Source organism: Thiomonas delicata (genome assembly GCF_900088825.1).
GTDB classification, from domain to species: domain Bacteria; phylum Pseudomonadota; class Gammaproteobacteria; order Burkholderiales; family Burkholderiaceae_C; genus Thiomonas_A; species Thiomonas_A delicata.
Map to the genome: position 1 here is coordinate 1,562,850 of NZ_LT592170.1, position 25,896 is coordinate 1,588,745.

The following is a 25,896-nucleotide window of genomic DNA, read 5'->3' on the forward strand; positions in this document are numbered from 1 at the left end:
TTATGCTGTGGTGACGACCACGTTCACCGGGTTGCGCAGGGTGTTGGCGACTGGTGACCATAGGTTGGCGTTGGCGATGATGTCGTCGATCACCTCGCGCGTTGCGTCGCCCTCGGCCGTGATCTTCACGCGGATATCGGTGAACCCCAGTTTCTTGGCCGGATCCAGATCGCCCACGCCCCATACGGCGGTGACGTTGATGTCGCCTTCGAGTTCGAGTTCGAGTTTGGTCAATGCCACGCCGCGCGCGGTGGCGTTGGCATGCACGCCGACCGACAGGCAGGCGCCGAGCGCGGCCAGGGTAGCTTCGGATGGGTTGGGTGCGGTGTCTTCGCCGAGCAGGTGTGGCGGCTCGTCGATGACGTAGGCGGGCAGATTGCGGATGTAGGTCAGGTTGCGGAATTGTCCTTCGCAGACGGTTCTGGCCTTGAGGGTGACGATGTGCTGCGGGTTGGCCTTGCCCTTGGAGGCCAGTTGACCCAGGCCGTCCTTGTCGATGGGGCGCAGCAGGTCGGGGTAAAGGCAGGTGACTTTCTGCGTTGCGGTTTGGCTCATGAAGATTTCTCCAGTTTCATGCTCGGTCGCCCGTTATGGGCATGACGAATCTGAGCAGCATTCATGCCAGGAGAAAACGATATTTAAATCATGAGCTTATGCATCGAGGTGCGAGAAACGTGGACTCACATTGTTGACAATGTGTTAACGCTTTGTCGAGGCAGGGCCGATGTCAAAGCGCGCCAGACGGTAGCCGAACTGCCTCAGAGTCAGACCCAGCAACCTTGCCGCCTGCGACTTGTTGCCTCCTGTGCGCCGCAGGGTCTCGAACAGGATGTCGCGCTCGTCTTCCATGACCGCTTGGTAGGGCCGGATTGCGGAGATGCCTGTCCCGGCCATGCCTGGCGCTGCGTTTGAACGGGCCGGGAACTGCGATGGCCGCGGCATCGCGGACGCCGCGACAGGCTCAAGGGCCTGCCCCTGCACTTCGCTGATGAGTGCGGAATCCACCACGGCCTCGTCGGCCAGATCGGCCTCGGCAAGCACCACGATGCGCTCGAGGACGTTGTAGAGCTGGCGAATATTGCCCGGCCAGGGGTAGCTGACAAGGCTGGCCAAGCCGGCCGTCGAGAGACGCACGCTGCGCTGATGGCGTTCGTTGAGCTGAAACAGGAAATGGCGCACCAGGTGCTTGACGTCGTCCGGCCGTGCGCGCAGCGGCGGCAGGGTGATGGGAATGACGTGCAGGCGGTAGTACAGGTCTTCGCGGAAGCGGCCGGCGGCCATGAGCGCGCGGAGATCCTGGTGTGTGGCCGCGACGATGCGCACGTCCACCGCGATCTCGCGCTGCGAGCCCAGGCGCTCGATGACCCGCTCCTGCAGGGCGCGCAGAAGCTTGACCTGCATGAGTCGTGGCAGGTCGCCGATCTCGTCGAGAAACAGCGTGCCGCAGTGGGCCTGCTCGAAGCGTCCGGTGCGCGCCGTGGCGGCGCCGGTGTAGGCACCTTTTTCGTGGCCGAACAACTCGGCCTCGAACAGGGTGTCGGGAATCGCGGCGCAGTTCACGCGCACGAAGGGCCCATCGCGCCGCGCGCTGTGCTGGTGGATGGCGCGCGCGAACAGTTCCTTGCCCGTGCCGGACTCGCCGAGCAGCAGCACCGTGGCGTCGGTGGCGGCGGCCTGTTCCAGCTTGCGAATCGCCCGCAGCAGGCTGGGCGCCTGGCCGACGATGCCGTAGGCGGCCACCGTCGGGGTGCGGTTCTCGAGCGCCCGCTTGAGTTCGGCGTTCTCTTGCACCAGACGCGCCGTGCGTTCCTGCACCAGGCGGCTCAGGCGCAGGACCTGGCCGATCAGCGTGGCGATGGAGTCGAGCACGGCCAGATCCTCGGCCAGCGAGCGCTGGCGGCGGCGCAGGCGGTGGACAGCCAGCACCCCGGCGGGTTGACCGTCGCCCGGTACGGGCAAGGCGATGTAGGACACGGTTTCCTGCGGCAAGCGTTCACGAGGCACGGCGCGCGCCAGGTAGAGCGGTTCGGAATCGATGTCCTGCACGATGGCCGTCTCACCGCGTTGCATCACGCGGCCGCTGATGCCCTCGCCCGGTGCATAACTGCCGCGCGCGATTTCCTCCGCGCGCAAGCCGTAGGCGCAGGCGATGCGCAGCGTCCCGTTGGCGTCCGGCAACAGCACGCGACCACGGTTCAGGCCCAGGAGCTCGGACATGAGATGCAGCATCTCGCGGATCACCGGATAGGGGTCCAGGCTGTTGCCCAGGCGTTTGGTGACTTCGCGGAACAGCAGGCGCTCGGCCGAATCCAGATGTTCGTGGCCGCAGCGCATAAAGGCTGCCGCCGCCGTCGAGGCTCGGGGGTCGGACACTGGGGCGGAAATGTCCATGGGGTCGGCGCGATCAGGCGGCCTGCGAGACGTTCACGATGGAAGCTCGAACGGCGTTCTGGGCCACGGTCTGGAGCGCCTCGGCCATCGCGTTGCCGATGATCATCACGCAGGGCGAACCCAATTGCTCGGTAGCGATGGCGGCCTGCAAGCGGGCCAGTCTCGTGCCGACGCGGCGTTCGCGCGCGGTGCTGGCAGCCTGTACCAGCAGCACCGGCGTGTCGGCCGGCAGGCCGCCGGCGAGCAGGCCGGCCTGGATGCTGCCGGCCTCGGCCACGCCCATGTACACGACCAGGGTGAGCCCGGTCTGGGCCAGCGAATCCCAGCGCGGGGAGGCGCCGCCGGGCTGGCGGTGGCCGGTGACGAGGATCACGCCGGGGGTGTGGTGGCGATGGGTCAGCGAGGTGCAGGCCGCGGCGGCCGCGGCGATGCCGGCGGTGATGCCGGGCACCACCTCGACGTGCAGGCCGGCGGCGCGCAGCGCGGCGATTTCCTCGCCGGCGCGGCCGAACACGAGGGGGTCGCCGCCCTTGAGGCGCACCACGCGCTCGCCGCGCTGCGCCTCGGCCACCATCAGCCGCTCGATGAAGGCCTGCGGCGTGCTGGCGCAGCCGCCGCGCTTGCCCACGGCAACCACGCGGCAGGCGGGGGGCAGGTGAGCCAGGCAGGCCGGGTTGACGAGATCGTCGACCAGGGCCACCGTGGCTTGTTGCAGCACGCGCACGGCCTTGAGGGTGAGCAGTTCGGGATCGCCGGGACCGGCGCCGACCAGGTGGACGGTGGTCGGTGCGCAATCCATCGCGTCGGCAGGCTTCATGGCGGGGCTCCAGGGGGGTCAGGCGTGTCGGGAAATTCCGGCGACGGTCTCGACGGCGTCACCGGCCGCGTCGAGGCAGGCCATCGCCGCGGCGACCTGCTCGACCTGCCGCAGCAGGGGAACGGGGATGGGTTTGTCGCCGTTGCGCACGTCGGCGATCCAGGCCAGGGTGGCCGCCAGGTGGGTGCCGTCGGCGGGCAGGGCGACTTCGGCCTCGCCCTGCGCCGCGGCAGGTTCGGCGCGCACCGCGCCGTCGGCGCCGATGTGCAGAAGTTCGCCGGCGCGGTGGGGATGGGCTACGGCCTCGCCCTCGCAGCCGCGCATCAGCAGCGCGGGCTGGGCCAGGCGCTGCAGCACTTCACGCATCAGCACCGCATATTCGGGATGCGTGTAGCTGGTCAGCAGCAGGCAGGGTCCGGCGATCGGCGCGAGCAGCTTGACCACGGCGTGCCCGCTGTTGCGCACGCCCAGTTCCCGGCGCCAGGCCAGCAGCTCGCCGAGCTGCGGGCCGATGTGGACCAGGTCGAGGTAGACCGCCTCGCCGTCGGCGAGCAGGTTCTGCGCCTGCATCGCGCTGGCTGCGACGGGCAGGCCCAGCGCGCTCCAGACGCGCACGGTGTGCAGCCGGCCGTCGTCCTGTTCGGCGCCCAGCACCAGCACGGCAATGCCGCGCTGGCGCAGCAGCAGCGCCAGCAGCGCGACCTGGTTGGGCAGGCGGCGCGAACCGTTCACGCTGGGGATGATCACCACCGGCCGGCGCGGGGCGATGGCGGGGAGCGTGGCGCGCACCGCGCGGGCGAAGCCTTCCAGCTCCTCGGCGCTCTCGCCCTTCATGCGCAGCGCCAGCAGCACGCCGCCGATCTGGGCATCGGACATTTCGCGCCGCAACAGCCAGCCCATCAGGGTCTGCGCCTGCTCGGCGCTCAGGCCGCGGCTGCCGTGGGCTCCGCGGCCGAGGCTGCGCAGCATCGGCACGACATCGGGGTTGAAGCCGCCCCGCGCCGGGCCGGCTGCAAGCTGGGCCGTTGAGGGTGCGGAACTTGCCACGGTGGGGTGTGTCATGGCGGCTTCCTCGCTCATTCAGGCCGGCAGCGCAGCGTGTTCGCGCACCAGGCGGCGCAGCTCGGGCAGGCAGGAGCCGCAGTTGGTGCCGCATCGCAGGCGTTGCTGGAGCACGGCCAGGCGGGCGTCGGCATCGCCGTCGATCTTCGACAACTCGGCCTCGATCTTGATCTGCCAGACGTCGAAGCAATTGCAGACCTGGTGGCCCGGCGTGGGGATGTTCCGCGGCGGCTGGCTGCTGGGCAGCAGCAGCCATTGGCCGTAGGGCTTGGCGCTGGCCCCGCTTTCCAGCAGGTCGCGCAGCCAGCGCTGGGCGGCGACGCTGTCGGCCGGGCCGCAGAGCATGGCGGCTTCGAGGCGCTCGCCGTGCAGCCGCACCGCGCGGCGCACGCTGCGGCTGGGGTCGGCGTAGTGCAGGGCTTCGTCGCCGCGCACGCCGAAATGCGTCTCGACGCGGGCCAGCCAGGCAGCGTCGGGCGCGCCGCGTGCAGCGGCACGCAGCAGCAGCCCGGTGCGCTCGCGCCCGAAAGGCACGCACATGACGAAGGGCAGGTCGCCGAGTTCCTGCATGAGTTGCCGGCGCAGCGCGTGCGCCTGCGTGGCGGGCATCCAGCCGAAGGCGGCGAGGTGCCAGGGGAGGTTGGCGGCTTCCAGTCGCACCGCGGCGTGCTTGAGTTCGGGCTGGAAGGACTGCGGGTCGAACACCGGCAGGGTCAGCCCATTGACGCCGAGGCGCGCCTGGCCTTCGGCGCCGCGCCCCGCCAGGTACTCCGCGCCCCAGTGCATGGCGATGAAGGCCTGGCCGCTGCGTAGGCCGTCGCTGGCCCGCGCCGGTAGCACGAGGTCGCCGCGGCGCGAGCTCACGCGCAGCAGTTCGCCGTCGCTCCAGCCGCGCCGGGCCAGATCGGCGGGGTTCAGGTCGATGCAGGGCTCGGGGGCGTGGCCGAACAGGCGCGGCACGCTGCCGGTGCGGCTCATGCCGTGCCACTGGTCGCGCAGGCGGCCGGTGGTGAGCGCGAAGGGATGGCGTGCGTCGCAGGCCTCGGCCACCGGTGCGTAGGGCGTGGCGGCGAAGCGCGCGCGACCGTCGGCGGTGGGGTAGGTGGCGTTTTCGTACAGGCGCGTCTTGCCGCCGCGCGCGCCTTCCGGATAGGGCCATTGCTGCGGGCCGTCGCGCTCCAGGATGCTCCAGGATAGGCCGGTGATGTCGAGGTCGCGCCCACGGGTGGATTCGCGGTGCTCGTTCCACACCTGCTCGGCGCAGGTGTACGGAAACAGCGTGGGCCGGCCGCCGAGCTGGCGGCCCGAGGGCGCCATCGGGCCGGCGCCGTGCGGTGCGGCGCGTCGGGGCAGCAGGGCTTCCAGGCGCGTGGCGAAATCCGCCGCGATGGCCCAGTCGTGGCGCGCCAGTCCCGGCGCGCGCACCGAGGCGCGCACGCGCGAGATGCGCCGCTCGGAATTGGTCACCGTGCCTTCCTTCTCGCCCCAGGTTGTGGCGGGCAGCAGCGCGTCGGCATAGGCCACGGTGGCGGCGGTGACGTAGGCCTCCTGCACCACGACGAGTTCGGCGGCCTCCAGCGCGCGGCGCACCAGGGCCTGATCGGGCAGCGATTGCGCCGGGTCGGTGCAGGCGATCCACAGCGCCTTGACCTCGCCGCGCGCGGCGGCTTCGAACATCTCCACCGCGGTCTTGCCGCGCGCGGCGGGAACGTCGTCCACGCCCCACAGGCGGGCCACTTCGGCGCGGTGGTCAGGGTTGGAAAGGTCGCGGTGGGCCGACAGCAGATTGGCCATGCCGCCGACCTCGCGCCCGCCCATGGCGTTGGGCTGGCCGGTCAGGGAGAACGGCCCGGCGCCGGGCTTGCCGATCTGCCCGCAGGCCAGGTGCAGGTTGATCAGCGCGGCGTTCTTCGCCGTGCCGCAGCTCGACTGGTTCAGCCCCTGGCAATACATGGACAGCGTCGGTCTGCGCGTGGCGGCCGCGGCGCCGGGGCCGCCGAGGGCGAACCAGCGCGCCGCGGTGGCGATGTCGGCCTCGCGCAGGCCGCAGATGCCGGCGGCCTTGGCCGGGGTCATGTCGCGCACCAGTTCGCGCAGCGCGTTGAACCCCGTGGTGTGGGCGGCGATGTAGGCGGGGTCGATCAGGTCTTCCCAGATCATCAGATGCAGCATGGCGTGGAACAGCGCCACGTCGGTGCCGGGCAGCAGTTGCAGGTGCAGGTCGGCGAATTCGGCGGTTTCGGTGCGGCGCGGATCGACCACGATCAAGCGCATAGCGGGCCGCGCCGCCTTGGCCTGCTCGATGCGCCGGAACACGATGGGGTGGGCCCAGGCCGTGTTGCTGCCGGCGATGAACAGACAGGATGCGTCGTCGATGTCCGCGTAGCTGCACGGCGGTGCGTCCGCCCCCAGGGTTTGCTTGTAGCCGGCCACCGCGCTGCTCATGCACAGCCGCGAGTTGGTGTCCACGTTGTTGGTGCCGATCAGGCCCTTGGCCAGTTTGTTGAAGACGTAGTAGTCCTCGGTGAGCATCTGGCCCGAAATGTAGAAGCCCACGCTGTCGGGGCCGTGCTCGGCGATGATGCCGGCGAAGCGACGCGCCAGATGGTCGAGCGCGTCGTTCCAGCTCACCGCCTGGCGCGGCGCTGAGCGCGCGGTGCGCAGTTCGGGGTGCAGGGCGCGGATCTGCGGCGCCAGCTCCGGCGCCGCGCTCAGGTGCAGGGTGCTGCCCTTGGCGCACAGGCGGCCGAAGTTGGCCGGATGGTCGGGGTCGCCGCGCACCCCGGTGATGCGCCCGTCGACGCTTTCGACGATGACGCCGCAGCCGACGCCGCAATAGGGACAGGTGGAGCGGGTCTCGTGCGCCGCGCGTTCGGGCACGATGGCGATGGAAGCGGCGGGCAGATCGGCGGTGTTCATGGGGCTTCCGCGCTTGCGCAGGCAGCACCGTCGCAATTGGCGGCGGCCAATGCAGGAATGGGTGCCAGCAACTGGTCGCGGCGCAAATAGACCTGCCCGCCCTCCACCTTCACGGCGAACACCGGGGTGCAGCCTGCGTCGGGGGCCTGGGCCTGGCCGTCGTCGAGGCGTATGGTCCAGTTGTGCAGCGGGCAGGCCACGCTCTCGCCGAACACGATGCCTTGCGACAGCGGCCCGCCCTTGTGCGGGCAGCGGTCGAGCAGGGCGCGCACCGCGCCGCTGGCGGTGCGGAACAGCGCGACGTTGACGCCGTCGGGGCGGCGCACCTGACGCGCGCCCAGAACGGGAATGTCGTCCACGGCGCACACGGCGGTCCATTCCTTCTGCACGTTCATGGATGGGCTCCCCTGACGCTGCGCGTCGTTCCTTCGGGATGGAATTCGCCTTTGAGGCGGCTCGACAGGCTCATGCCGGCTCTCCTTGCCGCACTTCGACGGGCACGATGGGAATGAACTGCCGCGTGTCCACGCGCGCCTTGTCGGCTTCGAACCAGGGATCGGGCTCGCCCTGCAGCGCGAACTGCAGGCGCTCCCACAGCGCCTTGCGTCCTTCGGGGTCGTCAAGAATGCGTTTTTTCACGTGATCGAGCCCGACGCGCGACACGTAATGCACGGTGCGCTCCAGGTACCAGCCTTCCTCGCGGTAGAGCTGGATGAAGGCGCCGGTGTATTCGAGCACCTCCTCCTCGGTTTTGAGCTTGACCAGGAATTGCGCCACCTCGGTCTTGATGCCGCCGTTGCCGGCCACGTACATCTCCCAGCCCGAATCGACGCCGATGATGCCCACGTCCTTGATGCCGGCCTCGGCGCAGTTGCGCGGGCAGCCGCTGACACCGAACTTCACCTTGTGCGGGGCGTACATGCGCCAGGTGGCGCGCTCGAGCTTCTTGCCCATGCCGGTGGAGTCCTGCGTGCCGAAGCGGCACCATTCCGAACCCACGCAGGTCTTCACCGTGCGCAGCCCCTTGGCGTAGGCGTGGCCGCTGGGCATGCCGATGTCGCGCCAGACGTTGTGCAGGTCTTCCTTCTTCACCCCGAGCAGGTCGATGCGCTGGCCGCCGGTGACCTTGACGGTGGGGATCTTGTACTTGTCCACCGCGTCGGCAATGCGCCGCAACTCGGCGGCGGAGGTCTCGCCGCCCCACATGCGCGGCACCACCGAGAAAGTGCCGTCCTTCTGGATGTTGGCGTGCGCGCGTTCGTTGATGAAGCGGCTTTGCGGATCGTCCTTGGCCTCGTGCGGCCAGGTGGAGATGAGGTAGTAGTTCAGCGCCGGGCGGCAGCTGGAGCAGCCGTTGGGGGTGCGCCAGCCGAGCTTGGCCTGCACCTCGGCAATGGTCAGCAGATGCTCGTCGCGGATGGCGTCGCGCACTTCCTGGTGGCTGACGTCGGTGCAGCCGCACATGGCCTTTTTCTTGGGCGTGGCGCTGTAGTCGCCGCCCGCGGTGAACATGAGGATCTGCTCGACCAGGCCGGTGCATGAGCCGCAGCTGGCGCTGGCCTTGGTGTGCTTGCGCACATCTTCCAGCGTGAACAGGCCCTTGTCCTTGATGGCCTTGACGATGGTTCCCTTGCACACGCCGTTGCAACCGCAGACCTCGTCGCTGTCGGCCATGGTCGCGGCCTTGCTCTGGCCCTGGTGGCCGGTGTCGCCGAGATGGCTTTCGCCGAACATCAGCTTGTCGCGGATGTCGCCGACGCTGCGGCCTTCGCGCAGCAGCTTGAAGTACCACGAGCCGTCCACCGTGTCGCCGTACAGGCAGGCGCCCAGCAGCTTGTTGTCCTTGATCACCAGGCGCTTGTACACGCCCGAGAACGGGTCGGACAGCACGATGTCCTCGCAGCCCTCGCCGCCCATGAATTCCCCGGCGGAGAACAGGTCGATGCCCGTCACCTTGAGCTTGGTGCTGACCGCGCTGCCGGTGTAGCGGCCGATGCCGAACTGCGCCAGGTGATTGGCCGCCACCTTGCCTTGCTCGAACAGCGGCGCCACCAGGCCGTAGGCCACGCCGCGATGCGCGGCGCATTCGCCCAGGGCGTAGATGCGCGGGTCGGTGACCGTCTGCATGGTGTCGGTGACGACGATGCCGCGCTTGCAATAGATGCCGGCCTTCTCCGCCAGCTCGGTGTTGGGGCGGATGCCCGCGGCCATCACCACAAGGTCGGCCGGGATCTCGCTGCCGTCCTTGAACTGCACCGCGCGCACGCGGCCTTGTTCGTTGCCGAGCAGCGCGGCGGTCTGCGCGCCGATGCGGAAATGCAGGCCGCGGTCTTGCAGCGATTTCTGCAGCAGCTTGCCCGCGGTTTCGTCGAGCTGGCGCTCCATCAGCCACGGCATGATGTGCACCACGGTCACGTCCATGCCGCGCAGCTTCAGGCCGTTGGCCGCCTCCAGACCGAGCAGGCCGCCGCCGATGACGACCGCGTGCTTGTAGCGCTTGGCCGTCTCGATCATGGTCTCGGTGTCCTTGATGTCGCGGTAGGCGATCACGCCCTCCAGGTCCTTGCCCGGCACGGGCAGGATGAAGGGGTTGGATCCGGTGGCCAGCAGCAGACGGTCGTAGGCGGCTTCGGTGCCGTCGTCGGCGCGCACGATGCGCTTGACGCGGTTGATTTCCACCACGGTCTTGCCGGTGTGCAGGGTGATGCCGTTCTCGGCGTACCAGGACAGCGGGTTGAGGATGATCTGCTCGACGGTCTGCTCGCCGGCCAGCACCGGCGAGAGCAGGATGCGGTTGTAGTTCGGATACGGCTCGGCGCCGAACACCGTGATGTCATACAGATCCGGAGCGAGCTTGAGCAACTCCTCCAGCGCGCGCACGCCGGCCATGCCGTTGCCCACGAGGACGAGCTTGAGCTTGTTCATGCGCGCTGCTCCTGCATCGCGGGGTAGGCCGCGGCGATCATCACGCCCGACAGCAACCCGTAGGCATCGGTCCAGGCCAGCTTCACCGCGGGGGTGAAATCGGTGCCAAGGCCCTGGCCTAGCGCGTACAGCAAGGCGCTGCCCACGTATGCATAGTGTTCGGGCTGCACGCCGTAGTCCACATGGCGCCTGGCCATGCTCTGCGCGGCCGGCACGATGCTGTCCAGATTCGTCAGCCCGTTGACCACGGTGTTCAGCATGGCCATCAGCTTGCGGCCCTGTTCGGCCATGTCGCCCTTGAACATCGGCTTGACCTGGGGCGCGATCTCGAACAGGCGCGCGTAGAAGATCGCCGCGGCCTGGTCGGCGACGGGCCTGACCTTGGCGAAACTCGATTGCACCAACTGGATTTGCTCGGCGGTAAGACTCATGGTGGAACTCCTCAAGGTGTTTGTGCGACAGCGGGCGGCGGCATCAAGCGGCCTTGGCCTGGGAATGGGCCTGGCGCTTGTAGAGAAACTCCAGCACCTGGGCGCGCAGGTGGGCGTAGTGCGGGTCTTCCGACAGCGCCAGGCGCTCGCGCGGGCGCGGCAGATCGACGGCGAGGATCTCGCCGATGGTGGCCGCCGGGCCGTTGGTGAGCATGACGATGCGGTCCGACAGCAGCACGGCCTCGTCCACGTCGTGCGTGACCATCACCACCGTGCTGCCGCTGGCGGCGACGATGGCCTGCAGCTCGTCCTGCAGCTTGGCGCGGGTGAGGGCGTCGAGCGCGCCGAAGGGCTCGTCCATCAGCAGCACCTTGGGCTCCATCGCCAAGGCGCGGGCGATGCCGACGCGCTGCTTCATGCCGCCGGAGATCTCGTGGGGATGCTTGTGCGCGGCGTGAGGCAGGCCCACCAATTCGAGCGCGGCCTGGGTGCGGGCCTTGAGTCGCGCTTTGTTCTCGGTGGCGCCGAACACACGTTCCACGCCGAGGTGGATGTTGTCGAAGCAGCTCATCCAAGGCAGCAGCGAGTGGTTCTGGAACACCACCGCGCGGTCCGGTCCGGGCGCGGTGATTTCGCGTCCGTCGCAGACCATCACGCCGGACGACGGGCGCGTGAGCCCAGCGATCAGGTTGAGCAGGGTGCTTTTGCCGCAGCCGGAATGGCCGATCAGGGTGATGAACTCGCCCTTGGCGATGTCGAGGTCGATGCTGCGCAGGGCGTGGAAGGGGCCGCGCGCGGTGTCGAACAGCATCTCGACCTGTTGGACTGAAATAAAGCGCTCCATGATGTGTGTTCCTTTGCGCGGGTCAATGGGCCTGGTCGTAGCTGAAGCGGCGCGCCAGCAGCATCAGCAGGGCTTCGAGCACCATGCCGGTGACGCCGATGACCAGGATGGCGATGACGATGTGCGCCATGTTGAGGTTGTTCCACTCGTTCCACAGCCAGAAGCCGATGCCGGTGCCGCCGGTCAACATCTCGGCGGCGACGATGACCAGCCAGGCCGTGCTGACCGACAGCCGCACCCCGGTCATCATGTAGGGCATGACGGAAGGCAGCAGGATCTTGGTGAACACCTTCCAGGTGGAGAGGTTCAGCACGCGCGCCACGTTGAGGTAGTCCTGCGGCACGCGCTGCACGCCGATGGCGGTGTTGATCATCATCGGCCAGATGGAGCAGATGAAGATGGTCCAGATGGCCGCGGCCGGCGCGCTGCTGAACACGTACAGCCCGATGGGCAGCCAGGCCAGCGGAGACACCGGGCGCAGCAGGCTGATGATGGGGCCGAGCATGTGGTTGAGAAAGCGCATGCGGCCGATGGCGAAGCCCAGCGGAATGCCCAGGGCCGCCGCCAGGCCGAAGCCGTAGGCCACGCGCTTGAGCGAGGCCAGCAGGTTCCAGCCGATGCCCACGTCGTTGGGACCGTTGTCGTAGAAGGGATGCGCGAACACCTGCTGCGCCGACTTCCAGGTGGCCAGCGGCGAGGGGAACTGCGCGCTCTTGTCGGACGCCAGGGTCCACAGCGCCAGCAGCAGGCAGGCCCCCGCCAGCGGGGCGATCAGGGTCAGGGCGATCTGGCGGTTGCGCGCGCGTTTGCGGTCCTCGGGGCTCATGGGGCGGATGCCCGGCCTGGCGCCCGGCGCCGCCGCAGCGTCGGGCGTCGAGGGCGTCTGGCTTTCGATGGAAGGCGCTTGCGGCGGGGGCGCGGGCCCGAAGGTCCCGGCGGCGCCGGGCAATACGGCTGTATTCATGCTGGACTCCTGGTTCCCGGCTCGGACATCAAGCGGCGAGATCGTTGACCTTGAAGCCATGGGCGTAGGCCTTGGGATCCTTGCCGTCCCACACCACGCCGTCGATCAGCTTCGAGCTGCGCATGTCGCTGGCGGGAACCGGCACCTTGAGTTCGGCGGCGACCTCCTTGTAGAGGTCGACGCGGTTGATGGCCTTGGCCACGGCCAGGTAATCGGGGTCGGTCTTGAGCAGACCCCAGCGACGGAACTGGGTGAGGAACCACATGCCGTCGGAGATCCAGGGGAAGGGAACCTGCCCGTCCTCGTAGAAGGTCATCGGATGCTTGTCGTGCCAACTCTTGCCCAGGCCGTTGGTGTATTCGCCCAGGATGCGCGGCAGGATGGTTTCCACCTGGGTGTTGACGTAGCCGGGCGCGGCGATGGTCTCGGCCATCTTGGTGCGGTTGGCGTTTGAGGCGTCGATCCAGCGGCTGGCTTCCAGCACCGCGGCCATCACGGCCTTGGCGGTGTTGGGATACTTCTGCACGAACTCGGCGGTGGTGCCGAGAACCTTCTCGGGGTGGTCGGTCCAGATGTCCTGGCTGGTCACTGCGGTGAAGCCGATTTTCTGGTTGATCGCCACGGCGTTCCACGGCTCGCCGACGCAGAAACCGTCCATGCTGCCCACGCGCATGTTGGCCACCATCTGCGGCGGCGGCACGGTGATGACCTTGTCATCCTTCATCGGGTTGATGCCATAGGTCGCCAGCCAGTAGTACAGCCACATCGCGTGGGTGCTGGTGGGAAAGGTCTGGGCGAAGGTGTAGGTGCGCTTTTTCTCGGCGATCGCCTTGGCCAGCGCCGGACCGGTCGTGATGCCATCCTTGGCCAGCGCGTCCGACAGCGTGATGGCCTGGCCGTTGCGGTTCAGGCCCATCAGGATGGCCATGTCCTTTTTCGGACCGCCGACGCCGAGCTGCACGCCGTAGGGCAGGCCGTAGAGCACATGCGCCAGATGGATGCCGCCGGTGACGAGGTTGTCGCGCACCGCGGCCCACGAGGCCTGCTTGGATGGGATGATCTTGACGCCGTATTTCTTGTCGAAGCCCAGCACCGAGGCCATGACGATGGGGGCGCAGTCGGTGAGCGGGATGAAGCCGATCTTCACCTCCGCGAGTTCGGGCTTGCCGATGCCGGCCGCGCGGGCCTGGGTCTGCAGTCCGGGGAGCAGGCTGGCGGCCGCGGTCGCGGCGGCGGACTTGATGATGGCGCGACGCACCGGCTGCGCCGGGGCATTCGACTGCGATGTGGCTTGTTCCTGTCTGCGCATGACGATCCAGTGAAGGTAGGGTCGAAAAAAAAGCCCCTGAGGGCAGCCACAGACGTGGTGCTCTCAAGGGCGTCATTGCCAAACTGGTGGGGGGAGACACCCGCACCAGCAGTCCTTGCATAAGCCGCCGTTGGCTTACGCCTTCATTCAAGCAATCGCCATGCCAGGTTTCGGGCGGATGGTTTTCAGAGGAGGATGGGCTTGCGGGTCGACGAAGCCGCACCGTCATGAATGGTGCGCTGCACTGCGGCTGTGCACGCGGGGCGGAAAACGCCCGGATGCGGTGCATGCCTTGGGGAGTATCCGAGGCGCTGGCGGGCGCGGTCAGATGAGGCTGGCCGTGTCCAGGATGCGCTGCGCCACCTCGGCGAGCTTGAGTCCTTTTTCCATCGCCAGCTTGCGCATGCGGCCGAAGGCCTCGTCCTCGCTGCAGCCCTGGCGCTGCATCACGATGCCCTTGGCGCGCTCGATCAGCTTGCGCTCGGACAGCTGGGTGCGCGCGTCGTCCAGCTCGGCGCGCAGGCCCTGCTCGCGCTGGAAGCGCGCCAGCGCCACCTCGATCACCGGTTTCACGCGGCTGGGCTTGAGGCCGTCGACGATGTAGGCGGTGACGCCGGCCGAAATGGCCAGTTGGGCGGTCTCGGTGTCGTCGTCGTCGGTGAACAGCACGATCGGGCGCGGGGTGTCGCGCGAGGCCAGCACCACGTGTTCCAGCAGGTCGCGCACGCCGGATTCGGCGTCCACGATCACCAGGTCCGGCCGGGCCTGGGCGATACGGTCGTCCAGATCCGGCGTGGCCGGCAGCACCGCCACCACCTCGTAGCCCGCATCGAGCAGGGCGTGGACCAGCGCCGCGCTGCGCTGCGCCTGGCGCGCATGGTCGGCCGCGTGCTCATCCTGCGCCAGCGCGGGGTCTGGCGAGATGACGGCAACCTTGAGGGCGCGCAGCGAGGTCGAGCGTGGTCGGGCCATGCGTCCGGGCGTGCAAGTTTCGTGCCCCGCGCCGCGTGTTCAGTGGCCGGCGCAGCGCAGGGCGTAGGCGGCGAGCGCGGCGACGATGTCCGGGCTGTCGCCGGCGGCGGCGGCGATGCGCACGTCGAGCCGCGGGTGGCGGGCCTGCGCCTCGCGCACCGCCTGCGGAATGTCGCGCCGCAGGTGTCCGCCGGCACCCAGGAACAGCGGGACGAGGTGCACCAGCGCGCAGCCCGAGGCGCCGGCATCGTCCAGCGCCTGTGGCAGCGAGGGCTGCATGGATTCGAGATAGGCGAGTTCGATGTCGAGATCGGGCCGAGCGGCGCGCAGCGCGGCCAGCACGGCCTGGAACGGCTGCGCCCATTCGGGCTGGCGCGAACCGTGGGCCAGCAGCAGGAGGCGGGAGGGCGGCGCGGGCTCGCTCATGTCGTCCGCAGCAGTCCCTTGGTCTCGATGAAGCGCACCACCGTCTGCAGCCCATCCAGGGTTTTGAGGTTGGTCATGGCGTAGGGGCGCAGGCCCTGCGGGCCGGTGCGCATGCGCTCGGTGTCGGCGCGCATCACGTCGAGGTCGGCGCCCACATGCGGGGCGAGGTCGGTCTTGTTGATGACCAGCAGGTCGCTCTTGGTGATGCCGGGGCCGCCCTTGCGCGGAATCTTCTCGCCGCCGGCCACGTCGATGACGTAGAGGGTCAGGTCCGACAGCTCCGGGCTGAAAGTGGCGGCGAGGTTGTCCCCGCCCGATTCGATGAACACGATGTCGGCGTCCGGGAACTTGTCCAGCATGCGGTCCACCGCTTCCAGGTTGATCGAGGCGTCCTCGCGGATCGCGGTGTGCGGGCAGCCCCCGGTTTCCACGCCCATGATGCGCTCGGGCTCCAGCGCGCCGGCCACGGTGAGCAGGCGCTGGTCCTCCTTGGTGTAGATGTCGTTGGTCACCACCACGAGCTCGTAGTCCTCGCGCATGGCCTTGCACAGCATTTCGAGCAGGGTGGTCTTGCCCGAACCGACCGGCCCGCCGATGCCCACCCGCAGCGGCGGCAGGCGCTTGCTGCGCTTGGGAATGGCGTGCAGCGGGGTGGCGTGGCTTGCGGGGCTGGCGGCGTCGTTCATGATCGGAACAGGCGTGAATACTGGGTTTCGTGGCGGGCGCTGAGGATGGCGAGCATGGGCGCGAAGCTCTGCCAGTCGTCCATGCGGGGCTGCAGGTTTCGTGCCTGGGCGACGGCGGCGGGGATGTCCGGCGTCAGCGCCGCGAGCAGGCGCTGGCCGGCGCTTTGCCCCAGCGGCACCGTGCGCACGGCGGCCTGGACCTGGTTGTCCAGCCAGGAGAAGGCCAGCGCATGCGCGGTGTGCCCGGCGTCCAGCCCGAGGGCCAGGGCGCCGAGGGCGAAGGCCAGCGGCCAGGCCGGCGCCGGCGGCAGCTGCGCGGCAAGCGCCAGCCCGGTGTGGGTGGGCTGCAGGTTGCGCAACCACTCCAGCATCGAGCGCCCCATCTGCAAGGTCTGCTGGCGCAGCTCAGCCGTTTCGCGCGTGCTCAGCACCCAGGCCTGGATGGTTTGCAGCGCGGCGGCGTCGCCCGCCTGCCACGCCGCGTGCGCGGCGCAGGCCACCGGCAGTTCGCTGCGGGCCAGGGTGAGCTGCAGCTGGCCGCGCAGCCAGGCCAGGGCCTGGGCCTCGTCGCCGACGAGTCCGGCGTCCGCCGCGGCCTCCAGTCCTTCGGAATAGCTGAACCCGCCCACCGGCAGCGCGGGCGAGGCCAGCCACATCGCGGCGAGCAGCGCGGCGGGCTCGTGCGCGTTCGCGGGCGCGGCGCAATACGGTGCGCGAGGTTCCCCCTCCCGACCTCCCCCACCTTGTGGGGGAGGTGAGAACGGCGCAGCGCCTTGTGCAGTCACACCGTCACCCTCAATGCGCGTGGTCATGTCCATGCGCATGCTTGTGGTCGTGCGCATGATCGTGGCGGTGCCCGCCGCCCTCGCCATACGCCCCGGCCTCGGGTTCGAACGGCGCATGCGCCTCGGTGACGATCAGGTGCAGGCGGCGCAGCATGTCGCGCAGCACCGGGTCGGGCTCGAATTGCAGGAGGTCGGGCTGGACTTCGAGCTGCACATGGCGGTTGCCCAGGTGATAGGCGGCGCGCAGCAGGTCGATCGGCGTGCCGTGCGCGGCGCAGGTGCGCACTTGCAGCACGGCCTGCGGCGCGGCCTCGACGCGGATCAGGGAGCCGTCCTCGGCCACCAGCACGTCGCCGCCGCGCAGCACGCTGCCGCGCGGCAGGAACACGGCAATGTGGCGTCCGGCGCTGTCGTGCGCGTCGAAGCGGCTCTTGCTGCGGGTGTCCCAGTCCAGACTGACCGTTGCGGCGCGTTTGACCAGCGCAGGTGCAAGGCCGCGCGCTGCGGGAAGGTGTTTGTTGACGGTGAGCATGGCGGCGGGTTTGTGATGGTTTGCAGGAAGAAGGGTCAAGGTTTAATATAACAATCGTTATAACTTTATCGCCACCAGGAGGCCGCCATGTCCGCCCTCAAACTGACCCAGATCGGCAATTCCGTCGGCGTCATTCTGCCCAAGGAACTCCTCGCCCGCCTCAAACTGGAAAAAGGCGACACGGTGTTCGTCACCGAGGCGGCGAATGGCATCACACTCACACCCTACGATCCTGCGCTGGACGAGCAACTGCAACTGGGCCGCGAATTCATGCGCGAGTACCGCGACACCTTCCACCAACTCGCCAAATGAGCTGGCGCTTCATCGAGCGGCGCGCGCTGCTGTTGTTGCACGATGAAAGTCTGGCCGAACACGGCGGCGCCCCTGGCCTGCGCGACGAAGGTCTGCTCGATTCGGCGTTGGCCCGGCCTTTGAATCTGGTGGCCTACGGCGAGCCGGATCTTGCCGCGCTTGCCGCCGCCCATGGCGTGGGCTTGGCGAAAAATCATGCTTTCGTCGGCGGCAACAAGCGCGCGGCCTTTCTTGCAGTGGGCTTGTTCGTCGCCCTGAATGGCCAGCGCCTCGCCGCCACGCAAGCCGACGCCACACTCACGATGCTCGCGATCGCTTCGGGAGCGTTGGGAGAAGACGAGTTCGCAGCGTGGATACGGGCGCATCTGCAACCGCGCTAGGTCAAGGGATCGATCACCCGCAGGGCGGCGACAATGGCCCCGTCCTGAGACGCCCGGGTTGAGATCAGACGCGACGCAGGCGTTGGACGCTGGCTATCGGTCGCCGGCCTCAAGTTTTTGGCCGCTTGGCCAGCAGCGCCCCGAGCCCGGCCAGCGAGCACGGCAACGCCGTCGAATCGCCGAGCGCGACGGCCGCCACGAGCGGCACGCTCACGCGCCTGCCGTGCGACATGGCGTAGCTGATCACGGTGAGGATGGTGGGGCCGGGCATCACGAGCAATAAGGTCGAGGCGGCGACGAAGGCGAGCCAGTGATCGAGGGGCATGAAAGTTCTCCGGACCTCAGAACAGGAAATACCGCTGCGCCATCGGCAGCACGGTGGCCGGCTCGCAGGTGAGGAGCTGGCCGTCGGCGCGCACCTCGTAGGTCTGGGCGTCCACCTCCATGCGCGGGGTGTAGGCGTTGTGCACCAGGTCGGCCTTTTTCACGCTGCGGCAGTCGCGCACGGCGGCCAGTGTCTTGCGTAAGCCCAGGCGGGCGCCGAGGCCCAGGCCCAGCGCCGCCTGCGAGACGAAGGTGAGCGAGGTGGCGAGCCGCGCGCCGCCGAAGGCGCCGAACATGGGGCGGGCATGCACCGGCTGCGGCGTGGGGATGGAGGCGTTGGCGTCGCCCATCAGCGCCGCGGCGATGAAGCCGCCCTTGAGGATGACGCTGGGCTTGATGCCGAAGAAGGCCGGGCGCCACAGCACCAGGTCGGCCCATTTGCCCACTTCGATCGAACCCACTTCGTGCGCCATGCCGTGGGCCAGCGCCGGGTTGATGGTGTATTTGGCGACGTAGCGCTTGGCGCGGAAGTTGTCGTTGCGGGTCCCGCCTTGTGTCGCGCCGGCCTGGGGCGGCGCCAGCCAGCCGCGCTGCATCTTCATCTTGTGCGCCGTCTGCCAGGTGCGCAGGATGACCTCGCCCACGCGCCCCATGGCCTGGCTGTCGCTGGACATGATGCTGATGGCGCCGAGGTCGTGCAGCACGTCCTCGGCGGCGATGGTCTCGCGGCGGATGCGGCTTTCGGCGAAGGCCAGGTCCTCGGCGATGTTGGGGTCGAGGTGGTGGCACACCATGAGCATGTCGAGGTGCTCGTCGATGGTGTTGACGGTGAACGGCCGCGTCGGGTTGGTGCTGGAGGGCAGCACGTTGGCCTCGCCCAGCACCTTGAGAATGTCCGGCGCATGGCCGCCGCCGGCGCCTTCGGTGTGGAAGGTGTGGATGGTGCGGCCCTTGAAGGCGGCGATGGTGTCCTCGACGAAGCCGCTCTCGTTGAGCGTGTCGGTGTGGATGGCGACCTGGGTGTCGGTGTCCTCGGCCACCGACAGGCAGCAGTCGATGGCCGCGGGCGTGGTGCCCCAGTCCTCGTGCAGCTTGAGGCCGATGGCGCCGGCGTCGATCTGCTCGCGCAGCGCGTGCGCGCGGCTGGCGTTGCCCTTGCCGAAAAAGCCCAGGTTCATCGGGAAGGCCTCGGCCGCCTGCAGCATGCGCGCGAGGTTTTCCGGACCCGGCGTGCAGGTGGTGGCGTTGGTGCCGGTGGCCGGGCCCGTGCCGCCGCCGAGCATGGTGGTGACGCCGCTCATCAGCGCTTCCTCGATCTGCTGCGGGCAGATGAAGTGGATGTGGCTGTCGATGCCGCCGGCGGTGAGGATCATGCCCTCGCCGGCGAGGATTTCCGTGCCCGGGCCGATGACCATGTCCACCCCCGGCTGCACGTCCGGGTTGCCGGCCTTGCCGATGGCGGCGATGCGCTGGCCGCGGATGCCCACGTCCGCCTTGATGATGCCCCAGTGGTCGAGGATGAGGGCGTTGGTGATGACCAGATCCATCGCGCCTTCGGCGCGCGTGGCCTGGCCCTGGCCCATGCCGTCGCGGATGGTCTTGCCGCCGCCGAATTTCACTTCTTCGCCGTAGCCGCCGGCGCGCAGGGTGTAGTCGTCCTCGACTTCGATCAGCAGTTCGGTGTCGGCCAGGCGCACGCGGTCGCCAATGGTGGGGCCGAACATGTCCGCGTAGGCGCGGCGGGAAAGGGTGGGCATGGGTCAGGCCTTCAGGGATTCAGGTTGCCGCTGCGCGCTTTCCCCCTCCCCACGCGTGGGGAGGGTTGGGGCGGGGAGCCTTGCGGCGTGCGGCATCGGTTCGCGCGACATCAACATCATTCATCCATCGAGCGCGCCCATCACGCCTTGGCGGAACCCCACCACCACGCGGGCGCCGGCGTAGGCCACCAGCTCCACGGTGCGCTGCTGGCCGGGCTCGAAGCGCACCGCGGTGCCGGAGGCGATGTTCAGGCGCATGCCGCGCGCGGCGGCGCGGTCGAAGCGCAGCGCGGGGTTGGTTTCGGCGAAGTGGTAATGCGAGCCGACCTGGATCGGGCGGTCGCCGGCGTTCTCCACCACCAGGGTGAGGGTGGGGCGGCCGGGGTTGAGCGCGAGGTCGCCTTCGGCGCAGAGGATTTCTCCGGGAATCATGGTCGGGCTCCGGAATGGGGCGTCATGCGATGGGTTGGTGCACGGTCACCAATTTGGTGCCGTCGGGGAAGGTGGCTTCCACCTGAATGTCGGGAATCAGCTCGGCCACGCCGTCCATCACGTCGTCGCGGCCGAGCAGGGTGCGGCCGAAGCTCATCAGCTCGGCCACGGTGCGGCCGTCGCGCGCACCTTCGAGCACCGCCGCGGTGATGTAGGCGACGGCCTCCGGGACGTTGAGCTTGAGCCCGCGCGCCCGGCGGCGTTCGGCGAGCAGGGCGGCGGTGAAGATGAGCAGCTTGTCTTTTTCGCGCGGGGTGAGATCCATGGGCTTGCGGGCTTGCGGGGGAATGTGGGCGAGCTTAGCGGCTGCGGGGTGTCGCGGGTAGGGGGCGCTCCACAGCCGCAAAAACCGTACCTGCGCCTCGCTCGCCCCGACATGGTGCGCCCAGGTTTTTGAGGGTTCGGAGGGCGCCATGGCTGTGCCCCAAACCACAGCCGGCACCTCGCGCCGGGACGTGGCGCCGGCCGGGCCGCGTCGGCCGCCGGTGGCAATGCGGCGGGCCTTGGCCAGGGTGAGCACCGGCCGTCGTTTCGCGTTCCGATGTCCATGCCTTCCGGGGGATGGCACAGGACTTGCTGACATGAGCCTTGCAACTCGCACCACTCAGGAGGAAATCTCAATGGATCGTCGTTCAGCAATCAAAACAGTCGGCGCCACGATCGCCGCGGCCGCCGCGAGCAGCCTGCCGTTTCCGGCCATCGCCGCGAAGAAGTCGCCGATCAAGGTCGGCATCCTGCATTCGCTGTCGGGCACCATGGCCATCTCCGAAACCGCGTTGAAAGACGTGGACTTGATGACCATCGCCGAGATCAACGCCGCGGGCGGCGTGGACGGCCACATGATCGAACCGGTGGTGGTGGACCCGGCCTCCAACTGGCCGCTGTTCGCCGAGAAGGCGCGCCAGCTCATTTCGCAGGACAAGGTGGCCGCCATCTTCGGCTGCTGGACCTCGGTATCGCGCAAATCGGTGCTGCCGGTGCTCGACGAACTGAACGGTCTGCTGTTCTACCCGGTGCAGTTTGAAGGCCAGGAAGAGAACCCGCACGTGGTGTACACCGGCGCGGCGCCCAACCAGCAGGCCATTCCCGCCACCGAATACCTGATGAGCAAGGACGGCGGCGGTGCCAAACGCTTCTTCCTGCTGGGCACCGACTACGTCTACCCGCGCACGACCAACGCCATCCTGCGCGGCTTCCTGCATTCCAAGGGCGTGAAGGACAGCGACATCGCCGAGGTCTACACCCCCTTCGGTTTCAGCAACTACCAGAACATCGTCGCCGACATCAAGAAGTTCGCCTCCGCCGGCCCCACTTGCGTCATCTCCACCATCAACGGCGACTCCAACGTCCCGTTCTACAAGGAAATGGCCAACCAGGGCATCAAGGCCACCGACATCCCGGTGGTGGGCTTCTCCGTGGCCGAACAGGAACTCGCCGGCATGGACGCCAAGCCGCTGGTCGGCTACCTCACCGCGTGGAACTACTACGAGTCGCTGAGGAATCCGGTCAACACCAAGTTCGTCAACGCGTGGAAGGCATGGGTCAAGAAGCAAGGCCTGAAGGACTATCCCGTCACCGACGACCCGATGGAAGCGTCCTACATCGGCATCCACATGTGGAAGCAGGCGGTGGAGAAGGCCAAGTCGACCAAGACCGACGCCGTGCGCAAGGCGCTCATCGGTCAGAAGTTCGCCGCGCCGGACGGCTACACCGTCGAAGTGCTGCCCAACCAGTACCTGAGCAAGCCGGTGTTCATCGGCCAGGTGCGCGCGGACGGCCAGTTCGACGTGGTGTGGAAGTCCAAGGGCCTGGTGAAGGGCGAGGCCTGGAGTCCCTACGTGCCCAAGCCGAAGAACGCCTGAGCCTCGGCCAAGGAAACCCTCCTCCTCCCGCCCTCCCCACGGTGGGGGAGGGGAGTCTTGCAAGCACCGGCCTGTGTTGAATCACGTATCCGCACCATGACCTTCCAGCATTTCCTCCGGCACCGGCCCTGCGCCTGGCTCCGCACCGCCTTCGGCCTGCTGCTGCTGGGTCTGCTGCCTCTGGCGCACGCGCTCACGCCGCAGGAGGCGATGGCGATTTCCAGCGGCGATACCGACGCCCGCATCGCCGCCCTGCACCAAGCCGTGCAGCACCCCGACCCGCAGCTCGCCGCGTTTCTCGCCGACCTGTTGAACAACGCGGTGCAGATCGACGGCAGCATGGTCCAGGTACAACAAGGCGACGGCTGGATCGACCTCGCTACCGGCAAGGCGGTGACGCCCAGCGCCAACGCGCAGGGCGTGATCAACAACAACTACGTGCGCAAGGAGCTGCAATCGGCCCGCGCCGCGCTGGACCTGTTCGCCGGGGACCGCGCCCAGCGCCTGAGAGCGGTGCGGCAGTTGCAGGACGACCCGACCTCGGTCGACCGCACCCTGGTCGAGCAGGCGCTGAAGACGGAGAAGGACCCCGAGATCCTGGAGCGGCTGCAGTTGCTGCACGCCGCCATCCTGCTGACCAGCGCGAACGCCGCCGACCGCCTGGCCGCGGCGAAAGACCTGGCCGCGAGCAACTACCCCGCGGTGCGCAGCTTGCTGCTGTCGCGCCTGGACAAGAACGGCGGGAGATTCGTCGAAACCGACCCCGCCGTGCGGGCGCAGATCGAGAAAAGCCTCGGCGCGATCAACGAGCGCCTGGCCTGGGGCGAGCGTCTTGGCACGCTGTTCTCGGGCATCAGCCTGGGCAGCATCCTGCTGCTGGCCGCGCTCGGCCTGGCCGTCACCTACGGCCTGATGGGCGTGATCAATATGGCGCAGGGCGAGTTCATCATGCTCGGCGCCTACGCCACCTACGTCATGCAGGGGCTGTTCGAGCGCTATGCGCCGGGCGCGGCGCAGTATGCCCTGGTCGCCGCGGTGCCGTTTTCCTTTCTTGTCGCCGGCGCCATCGGCATGCTGGTCGAGCGCGCCATCATCCGCCGGCTCTACGGCCGCCCGCTCGAAACCCTGCTTGCCACCTGGGGCATCAGCCTGGTGCTGATCCAGGCCGTGCGCAGCCTGTTCGGGCCGCAGAACGTGCAGGTGGACAACCCGCCGTGGATGTCGGGCGGGCTGCACGTCATGGCCAACCTCATCCTGCCCTACAACCGCATGGTCGTCATCGCCTTCACCGTGCTGGTGCTGCTGGCCATGTGGCTGCTGATCGCACGCACCCGGCTGGGCCTGTTCGTGCGCGCCGTGACGCAGAACCGCGCGATGGCGTCCTGCGTCGGCGTGCGCACGCCGCGGGTGGACATGCTGGCCTTCGGCCTGGGCGCCGGCATCGCGGGGTTGGCGGGCTGCGCGCTGAGCCAGATCGGCAACGTCGGCCCCGAGATGGGCCAGGGCTACATCGTCGACTGCTTCATGGTGGTGGTGCTCGGCGGCGTGGGCCAACTCACCGGCACGGTGGCCGCCGCCCTCGGCCTGGGCGTCGTCAACACCCTGCTCGAAGGCGTGGCCGGCGCGGTGCTGGCCAAGATCGCCGTGCTGGTGGCCATCATCCTGTTCATCCAGAAAAGGCCGCAGGGCATGTTCGCCCTCAAGGGCCGCAGCGTGGAAGGCTAAGACATGGCCGCAGTCATTCCCTCCCCCGCCGCCGCGCCGCGGCCGCGCGCGCAACTGCAGCAGCCCACCGCCTTCCTGCCGCCGTGGGGCTGGGCGGCGCTGATCGTTTTCCTGCTGCTGGCCTGCGTGGCCATGCCCTTGCTGGCCTTGGCCGTGCCGCAGGGCAGCAGCCTGCATGTGTCGCCATACTGGATTGGCCTGGCCGGCAAGATTCTTTGCTACGCCATGGTGGCGCTGGCGATGGATCTGGTGTGGGGCTATGCCGGCATTCTGTCGCTGGGCCACGGCCTGTTCTTCGCCCTGGGCGGCTATGCCATGGGCATGTACCTCAACCGCGCGATGAACGCCGCCAGCGGCAACCTGCCGGACTTCATGCAGTTCATGCAGTGGACCCACTTCCCCTGGTACTGGGCGGGCACCCAACACTTCGCCTACGCCATGTTCCTGGCCGTGGCCGCGCCGGGCCTGCTGGCCTTCGTGTTCGGTTTTTTCGCCTTCCGCTCGCGCATCAAGGGCGTGTACTTCTCCATCATCACCCAGGCGCTGACCTATGCCGCCATGCTGCTGTTCTTCCGCAACGAAACCGGCTTCGGCGGCAACAACGGCCTCACCGATTTCAAGGTGCTGCTGGGTTTCCCGGTGGGCACCACGGGCATGACCGTGTCGCTGTTCGTCGCCAGCAGCCTCGCGTTGGCGGCCATGTTTCTGTTCGCGCGCTGGCTGGTGCGCAGCAAGTTCGGCCGCGTGCTCACCGCCATCCGCGACGCCGAGAGCCGCGTCATGTTCTGCGGCTACAACCCGCTGTGGTTCAAGCTCGGGGTATGGACGATCTCGGCCATGATGTGCGGCGTGGCCGGCGCGCTGTACGCGCCGCAGGTTGGCATCATCAATCCGAGCGAGATGTCCACCGCCAATTCCATCGAAATCGCCATCTGGGCCGCCATCGGCGGGCGCGGCACGCTCATCGGCCCCATCGTCGGCGCGGTGCTGGTGAACGCGGCCAAGAGCTGGCTGACCGTGGCCATGCCCGAGGTCTGGCTGTACCTGCTCGGCGGGCTGTTCATCGTCGTCACCCTGTTCGCGCCCTACGGTCTGGCCGGCATCTGGACGCAATGGAGGCAGCGTCGTGGCTGAGCTCGACTGGCGGGAGATCGTGTTCCAGCAACCCGGCCCCGAGTTGGGCGGCGACGCCCAGCCCGGCTACGGCCACATGCGCAAGGCTGGGCTCGACACCAGCCACGGCGTGGTGCTGTACCTCGACGACATCAGCGTGAGCTTCGACGGTTTTCGCGCGCTGAACAAGCTGTCGCTCACCATCGACACCGGCGAACTGCGCTGCATCATCGGTCCCAACGGCGCCGGCAAGACCACCATGATGGACGTCATCACCGGCAAGACCCGGCCCGACGCGGGCGGAGCCTTTTTCGGCCAGACCATCGACCTGCTCGCGCTGCGCGAGGCCGAGATCGTCGAGGCCGGCATCGGCCGCAAGTTCCAGAAGCCCACCGTGTTCGAGCAACTCAGCGTGCAGGACAACCTGGAACTGGCGCTCAAGACCGACAAGCGCGCGCGCAAGACCCTGGGCTTTCGCCTCAGCGCCGCGCAGCGCCAGCGCGTGGAGGAGGTGCTGGTGCAAATCCGCCTGGAAGACCAGGCCGCGCGCCGCGCCGGCGACCTGTCGCACGGGCAGAAGCAATGGCTCGAAATCGGCATGCTGCTCATGCTCGACCCCAAGCTGCTGCTGCTGGACGAACCCGTGGCCGGCATGACCGACTTTGAGACCGACCGCACCGCCGAGCTGTTCGCCTCGCTCGCCGGCAAGCACACCCTGGTGGTGGTCGAGCACGACATGGAATTCGTGCGCAAGATCGCCCACAAGGTCACGGTGCTGCACGAGGGCAGCGTGCTGGCCGAAGGCAGCCTGGAGCAGGTGCAGGCCGACGAGCGTGTGGTCGAGGTCTATCTCGGGCGCTGAAGGACG

The 25,896-nt window shown here is 68.4% G+C and carries 24 protein-coding genes and 2 pseudogenes; 6 read left to right on the plus strand and 20 right to left on the minus strand.

Annotated elements, in window-relative coordinates; genetic code table 11:
* The 16 genes and pseudogenes from THIARS_RS07455 to ureE all read right to left on the minus strand — a co-directional run.
* On the minus strand, positions 1-555 hold the full coding sequence (locus tag THIARS_RS07455) for an OsmC family protein (RefSeq protein WP_094160063.1): 555 nt from the start codon (positions 553-555) through the stop codon (positions 1-3).
* Positions 556-699: 144 nt separating this feature from the next.
* Complete coding sequence (locus THIARS_RS07460; protein ID WP_245845630.1) at positions 700-2,391, minus strand: sigma 54-interacting transcriptional regulator; 1,692 nt, start codon at positions 2,389-2,391, stop codon at positions 700-702.
* A 13-nt stretch (positions 2,392-2,404) separates the two neighbouring features.
* Positions 2,405-3,208 (minus strand): uroporphyrinogen-III C-methyltransferase, encoded by an 804-nt coding sequence (cobA, locus tag THIARS_RS07465; protein ID WP_094160065.1) that lies wholly within the window; start codon positions 3,206-3,208, stop codon positions 2,405-2,407.
* An 18-nt stretch (positions 3,209-3,226) separates the two neighbouring features.
* The gene (gene ybiB / locus THIARS_RS07470) at positions 3,227-4,270 is read right to left on the minus strand and encodes a DNA-binding protein YbiB (RefSeq protein WP_186436591.1); all 1,044 of its coding nucleotides are present in this window, start codon (positions 4,268-4,270) and stop codon (positions 3,227-3,229) included.
* An 18-nt stretch (positions 4,271-4,288) separates the two neighbouring features.
* Entirely contained in the window at positions 4,289-7,189 is a 2,901-nt protein-coding gene (locus THIARS_RS07475) for a nitrate reductase (protein ID WP_094160067.1), read from the minus strand.
* Positions 7,186-7,584 (minus strand): nitrite reductase small subunit NirD, encoded by a 399-nt coding sequence (gene nirD, locus THIARS_RS07480; protein WP_094160068.1) that lies wholly within the window; start codon positions 7,582-7,584, stop codon positions 7,186-7,188. Before nirD ends, THIARS_RS07475 begins: the two co-directional genes overlap by 4 nt.
* A gap of 70 nt (positions 7,585-7,654) precedes the next feature.
* The gene (nirB, locus tag THIARS_RS07485; RefSeq protein WP_094160069.1) at positions 7,655-10,114 is read right to left on the minus strand and encodes a nitrite reductase large subunit NirB; all 2,460 of its coding nucleotides are present in this window, start codon (positions 10,112-10,114) and stop codon (positions 7,655-7,657) included.
* The gene (locus tag THIARS_RS07490; protein ID WP_094160070.1) at positions 10,111-10,545 is read right to left on the minus strand and encodes a globin family protein; all 435 of its coding nucleotides are present in this window, start codon (positions 10,543-10,545) and stop codon (positions 10,111-10,113) included. Before THIARS_RS07490 ends, nirB begins: the two co-directional genes overlap by 4 nt.
* A 43-nt stretch (positions 10,546-10,588) precedes the next feature.
* Positions 10,589-11,389 (minus strand): ABC transporter ATP-binding protein, encoded by an 801-nt coding sequence (locus THIARS_RS07495; RefSeq protein WP_186436592.1) that lies wholly within the window; start codon positions 11,387-11,389, stop codon positions 10,589-10,591.
* Between the two features lie 22 nt (positions 11,390-11,411).
* The gene (gene ntrB / locus THIARS_RS07500; RefSeq protein WP_094160072.1) at positions 11,412-12,353 is read right to left on the minus strand and encodes a nitrate ABC transporter permease; all 942 of its coding nucleotides are present in this window, start codon (positions 12,351-12,353) and stop codon (positions 11,412-11,414) included.
* A gap of 28 nt (positions 12,354-12,381) precedes the next feature.
* Entirely contained in the window at positions 12,382-13,662 is a 1,281-nt protein-coding gene (locus THIARS_RS07505) for a CmpA/NrtA family ABC transporter substrate-binding protein (RefSeq protein WP_094160073.1), read from the minus strand.
* A gap of 324 nt (positions 13,663-13,986) precedes the next feature.
* Complete coding sequence (locus tag THIARS_RS07510; protein ID WP_094160074.1) at positions 13,987-14,634, minus strand: ANTAR domain-containing response regulator; 648 nt, start codon at positions 14,632-14,634, stop codon at positions 13,987-13,989.
* A gap of 39 nt (positions 14,635-14,673) precedes the next feature.
* Entirely contained in the window at positions 14,674-15,060 is a 387-nt protein-coding gene (locus THIARS_RS07515; RefSeq protein WP_094160075.1) for a sirohydrochlorin chelatase, read from the minus strand.
* On the minus strand, positions 15,057-15,746 hold the full coding sequence (ureG, locus tag THIARS_RS07520) for an urease accessory protein UreG (protein ID WP_094160076.1): 690 nt from the start codon (positions 15,744-15,746) through the stop codon (positions 15,057-15,059). Before ureG ends, THIARS_RS07515 begins: the two co-directional genes overlap by 4 nt.
* On the minus strand, positions 15,743-16,588 hold the full coding sequence (locus tag THIARS_RS07525; protein WP_425444227.1) for an urease accessory protein UreF: 846 nt from the start codon (positions 16,586-16,588) through the stop codon (positions 15,743-15,745). Before THIARS_RS07525 ends, ureG begins: the two co-directional genes overlap by 4 nt.
* Positions 16,545-17,063, minus strand: a pseudogene (gene ureE / locus THIARS_RS07530) (urease accessory protein UreE); the annotation flags it as partial. The pseudogene ureE and the gene THIARS_RS07525, both read right to left, overlap by 44 nt.
* 87 nt (positions 17,064-17,150) lie before the next feature.
* Here ureE and THIARS_RS07535 point away from each other — a divergent pair.
* Both THIARS_RS07535 and THIARS_RS07540 read left to right on the plus strand, forming a co-directional pair.
* Positions 17,151-17,375: an AbrB/MazE/SpoVT family DNA-binding domain-containing protein gene (locus THIARS_RS07535; RefSeq protein ID WP_094160079.1), complete on the plus strand. Its 225-nt coding sequence runs from the start codon at positions 17,151-17,153 to the stop codon at positions 17,373-17,375.
* Positions 17,372-17,755 (plus strand): type II toxin-antitoxin system death-on-curing family toxin, encoded by a 384-nt coding sequence (locus THIARS_RS07540; protein WP_094160080.1) that lies wholly within the window; start codon positions 17,372-17,374, stop codon positions 17,753-17,755. Before THIARS_RS07535 ends, THIARS_RS07540 begins: the two co-directional genes overlap by 4 nt.
* A 127-nt stretch (positions 17,756-17,882) precedes the next feature.
* Here the strand turns inward: THIARS_RS07540 and THIARS_RS07545 are convergent.
* The 4 genes and pseudogenes from THIARS_RS07545 to THIARS_RS07560 form a co-directional block, all read right to left on the minus strand.
* Positions 17,883-18,080 (minus strand): annotated as a pseudogene (locus THIARS_RS07545) (LysE family translocator); the annotation flags it as partial.
* A gap of 16 nt (positions 18,081-18,096) precedes the next feature.
* Complete coding sequence (locus THIARS_RS07550; RefSeq protein ID WP_094160081.1) at positions 18,097-19,836, minus strand: urease subunit alpha; 1,740 nt, start codon at positions 19,834-19,836, stop codon at positions 18,097-18,099.
* Positions 19,837-19,956: 120 nt separating this feature from the next.
* On the minus strand, positions 19,957-20,268 hold the full coding sequence (locus THIARS_RS07555; protein WP_094160082.1) for an urease subunit beta: 312 nt from the start codon (positions 20,266-20,268) through the stop codon (positions 19,957-19,959).
* A 22-nt stretch (positions 20,269-20,290) separates the two neighbouring features.
* Positions 20,291-20,593 (minus strand): urease subunit gamma, encoded by a 303-nt coding sequence (locus THIARS_RS07560; protein ID WP_094160685.1) that lies wholly within the window; start codon positions 20,591-20,593, stop codon positions 20,291-20,293.
* Between the two features lie 355 nt (positions 20,594-20,948).
* Here THIARS_RS07560 and urtA point away from each other — a divergent pair, with 355 nt between their 5' ends.
* The 4 genes from urtA (at position 20,949) to urtD (ending at position 25,890) form a co-directional block, all read left to right on the plus strand.
* Positions 20,949-22,190: an urea ABC transporter substrate-binding protein gene (urtA, locus tag THIARS_RS07565; RefSeq protein WP_094160083.1), complete on the plus strand. Its 1,242-nt coding sequence runs from the start codon at positions 20,949-20,951 to the stop codon at positions 22,188-22,190.
* Positions 22,191-22,286: 96 nt separating this feature from the next.
* Positions 22,287-23,915, plus strand: a complete 1,629-nt coding sequence (urtB, locus tag THIARS_RS07570; protein WP_094160084.1) for an urea ABC transporter permease subunit UrtB — start codon at positions 22,287-22,289, stop codon at positions 23,913-23,915.
* A 3-nt stretch (positions 23,916-23,918) separates the two neighbouring features.
* Positions 23,919-25,049: an urea ABC transporter permease subunit UrtC gene (gene urtC / locus THIARS_RS07575; protein WP_094160085.1), complete on the plus strand. Its 1,131-nt coding sequence runs from the start codon at positions 23,919-23,921 to the stop codon at positions 25,047-25,049.
* Positions 25,042-25,890 (plus strand): urea ABC transporter ATP-binding protein UrtD, encoded by an 849-nt coding sequence (gene urtD, locus THIARS_RS07580; protein WP_425444228.1) that lies wholly within the window; start codon positions 25,042-25,044, stop codon positions 25,888-25,890. Before urtC ends, urtD begins: the two co-directional genes overlap by 8 nt.
* Positions 25,891-25,896 lie beyond the last annotated feature (6 nt).

Bases quoted from the DNA above. Each gene is read 5' to 3' on its own strand.
- ureG (WP_094160076.1), bottom strand. From the start codon at position 15,746: ATGAACGACGCCGCCAGCCCCGCAAGCCACGCCACCCCGCTGCACGCC.
- THIARS_RS07495 (WP_186436592.1), bottom strand. From the start codon at position 11,389: ATGGAGCGCTTTATTTCAGTCCAACAGGTCGAGATGCTGTTCGACACC.
- urtA (WP_094160083.1), top strand. From the start codon at position 20,949: ATGGATCGTCGTTCAGCAATCAAAACAGTCGGCGCCACGATCGCCGCG.
- THIARS_RS07540 (WP_094160080.1), top strand. From the start codon at position 17,372: ATGAGCTGGCGCTTCATCGAGCGGCGCGCGCTGCTGTTGTTGCACGAT.
- ntrB (WP_094160072.1), bottom strand. From the start codon at position 12,353: ATGAATACAGCCGTATTGCCCGGCGCCGCCGGGACCTTCGGGCCCGCG.
- nirB (WP_094160069.1), bottom strand. From the start codon at position 10,114: ATGAACAAGCTCAAGCTCGTCCTCGTGGGCAACGGCATGGCCGGCGTG.
- THIARS_RS07535 (WP_094160079.1), top strand. From the start codon at position 17,151: ATGTCCGCCCTCAAACTGACCCAGATCGGCAATTCCGTCGGCGTCATT.
- urtC (WP_094160085.1), top strand. From the start codon at position 23,919: ATGGCCGCAGTCATTCCCTCCCCCGCCGCCGCGCCGCGGCCGCGCGCG.
- ybiB (WP_186436591.1), bottom strand. From the start codon at position 4,270: ATGACACACCCCACCGTGGCAAGTTCCGCACCCTCAACGGCCCAGCTT.
- cobA (WP_094160065.1), bottom strand. From the start codon at position 3,208: ATGAAGCCTGCCGACGCGATGGATTGCGCACCGACCACCGTCCACCTG.
- THIARS_RS07525 (WP_425444227.1), bottom strand. From the start codon at position 16,588: ATGCGCACGACCACAAGCATGCGCATGGACATGACCACGCGCATTGAG.
- THIARS_RS07490 (WP_094160070.1), bottom strand. From the start codon at position 10,545: ATGAGTCTTACCGCCGAGCAAATCCAGTTGGTGCAATCGAGTTTCGCC.
- urtB (WP_094160084.1), top strand. From the start codon at position 22,287: ATGACCTTCCAGCATTTCCTCCGGCACCGGCCCTGCGCCTGGCTCCGC.
- THIARS_RS07460 (WP_245845630.1), bottom strand. From the start codon at position 2,391: ATGGACATTTCCGCCCCAGTGTCCGACCCCCGAGCCTCGACGGCGGCG.
- THIARS_RS07475 (WP_094160067.1), bottom strand. From the start codon at position 7,189: ATGAACACCGCCGATCTGCCCGCCGCTTCCATCGCCATCGTGCCCGAA.
- THIARS_RS07550 (WP_094160081.1), bottom strand. From the start codon at position 19,836: ATGCCCACCCTTTCCCGCCGCGCCTACGCGGACATGTTCGGCCCCACC.
- THIARS_RS07560 (WP_094160685.1), bottom strand. From the start codon at position 20,593: ATGGATCTCACCCCGCGCGAAAAAGACAAGCTGCTCATCTTCACCGCC.
- THIARS_RS07455 (WP_094160063.1), bottom strand. From the start codon at position 555: ATGAGCCAAACCGCAACGCAGAAAGTCACCTGCCTTTACCCCGACCTG.
- THIARS_RS07515 (WP_094160075.1), bottom strand. From the start codon at position 15,060: ATGAGCGAGCCCGCGCCGCCCTCCCGCCTCCTGCTGCTGGCCCACGGT.
- THIARS_RS07555 (WP_094160082.1), bottom strand. From the start codon at position 20,268: ATGATTCCCGGAGAAATCCTCTGCGCCGAAGGCGACCTCGCGCTCAAC.
- THIARS_RS07505 (WP_094160073.1), bottom strand. From the start codon at position 13,662: ATGCGCAGACAGGAACAAGCCACATCGCAGTCGAATGCCCCGGCGCAG.
- nirD (WP_094160068.1), bottom strand. From the start codon at position 7,584: ATGAACGTGCAGAAGGAATGGACCGCCGTGTGCGCCGTGGACGACATT.
- THIARS_RS07510 (WP_094160074.1), bottom strand. From the start codon at position 14,634: ATGGCCCGACCACGCTCGACCTCGCTGCGCGCCCTCAAGGTTGCCGTC.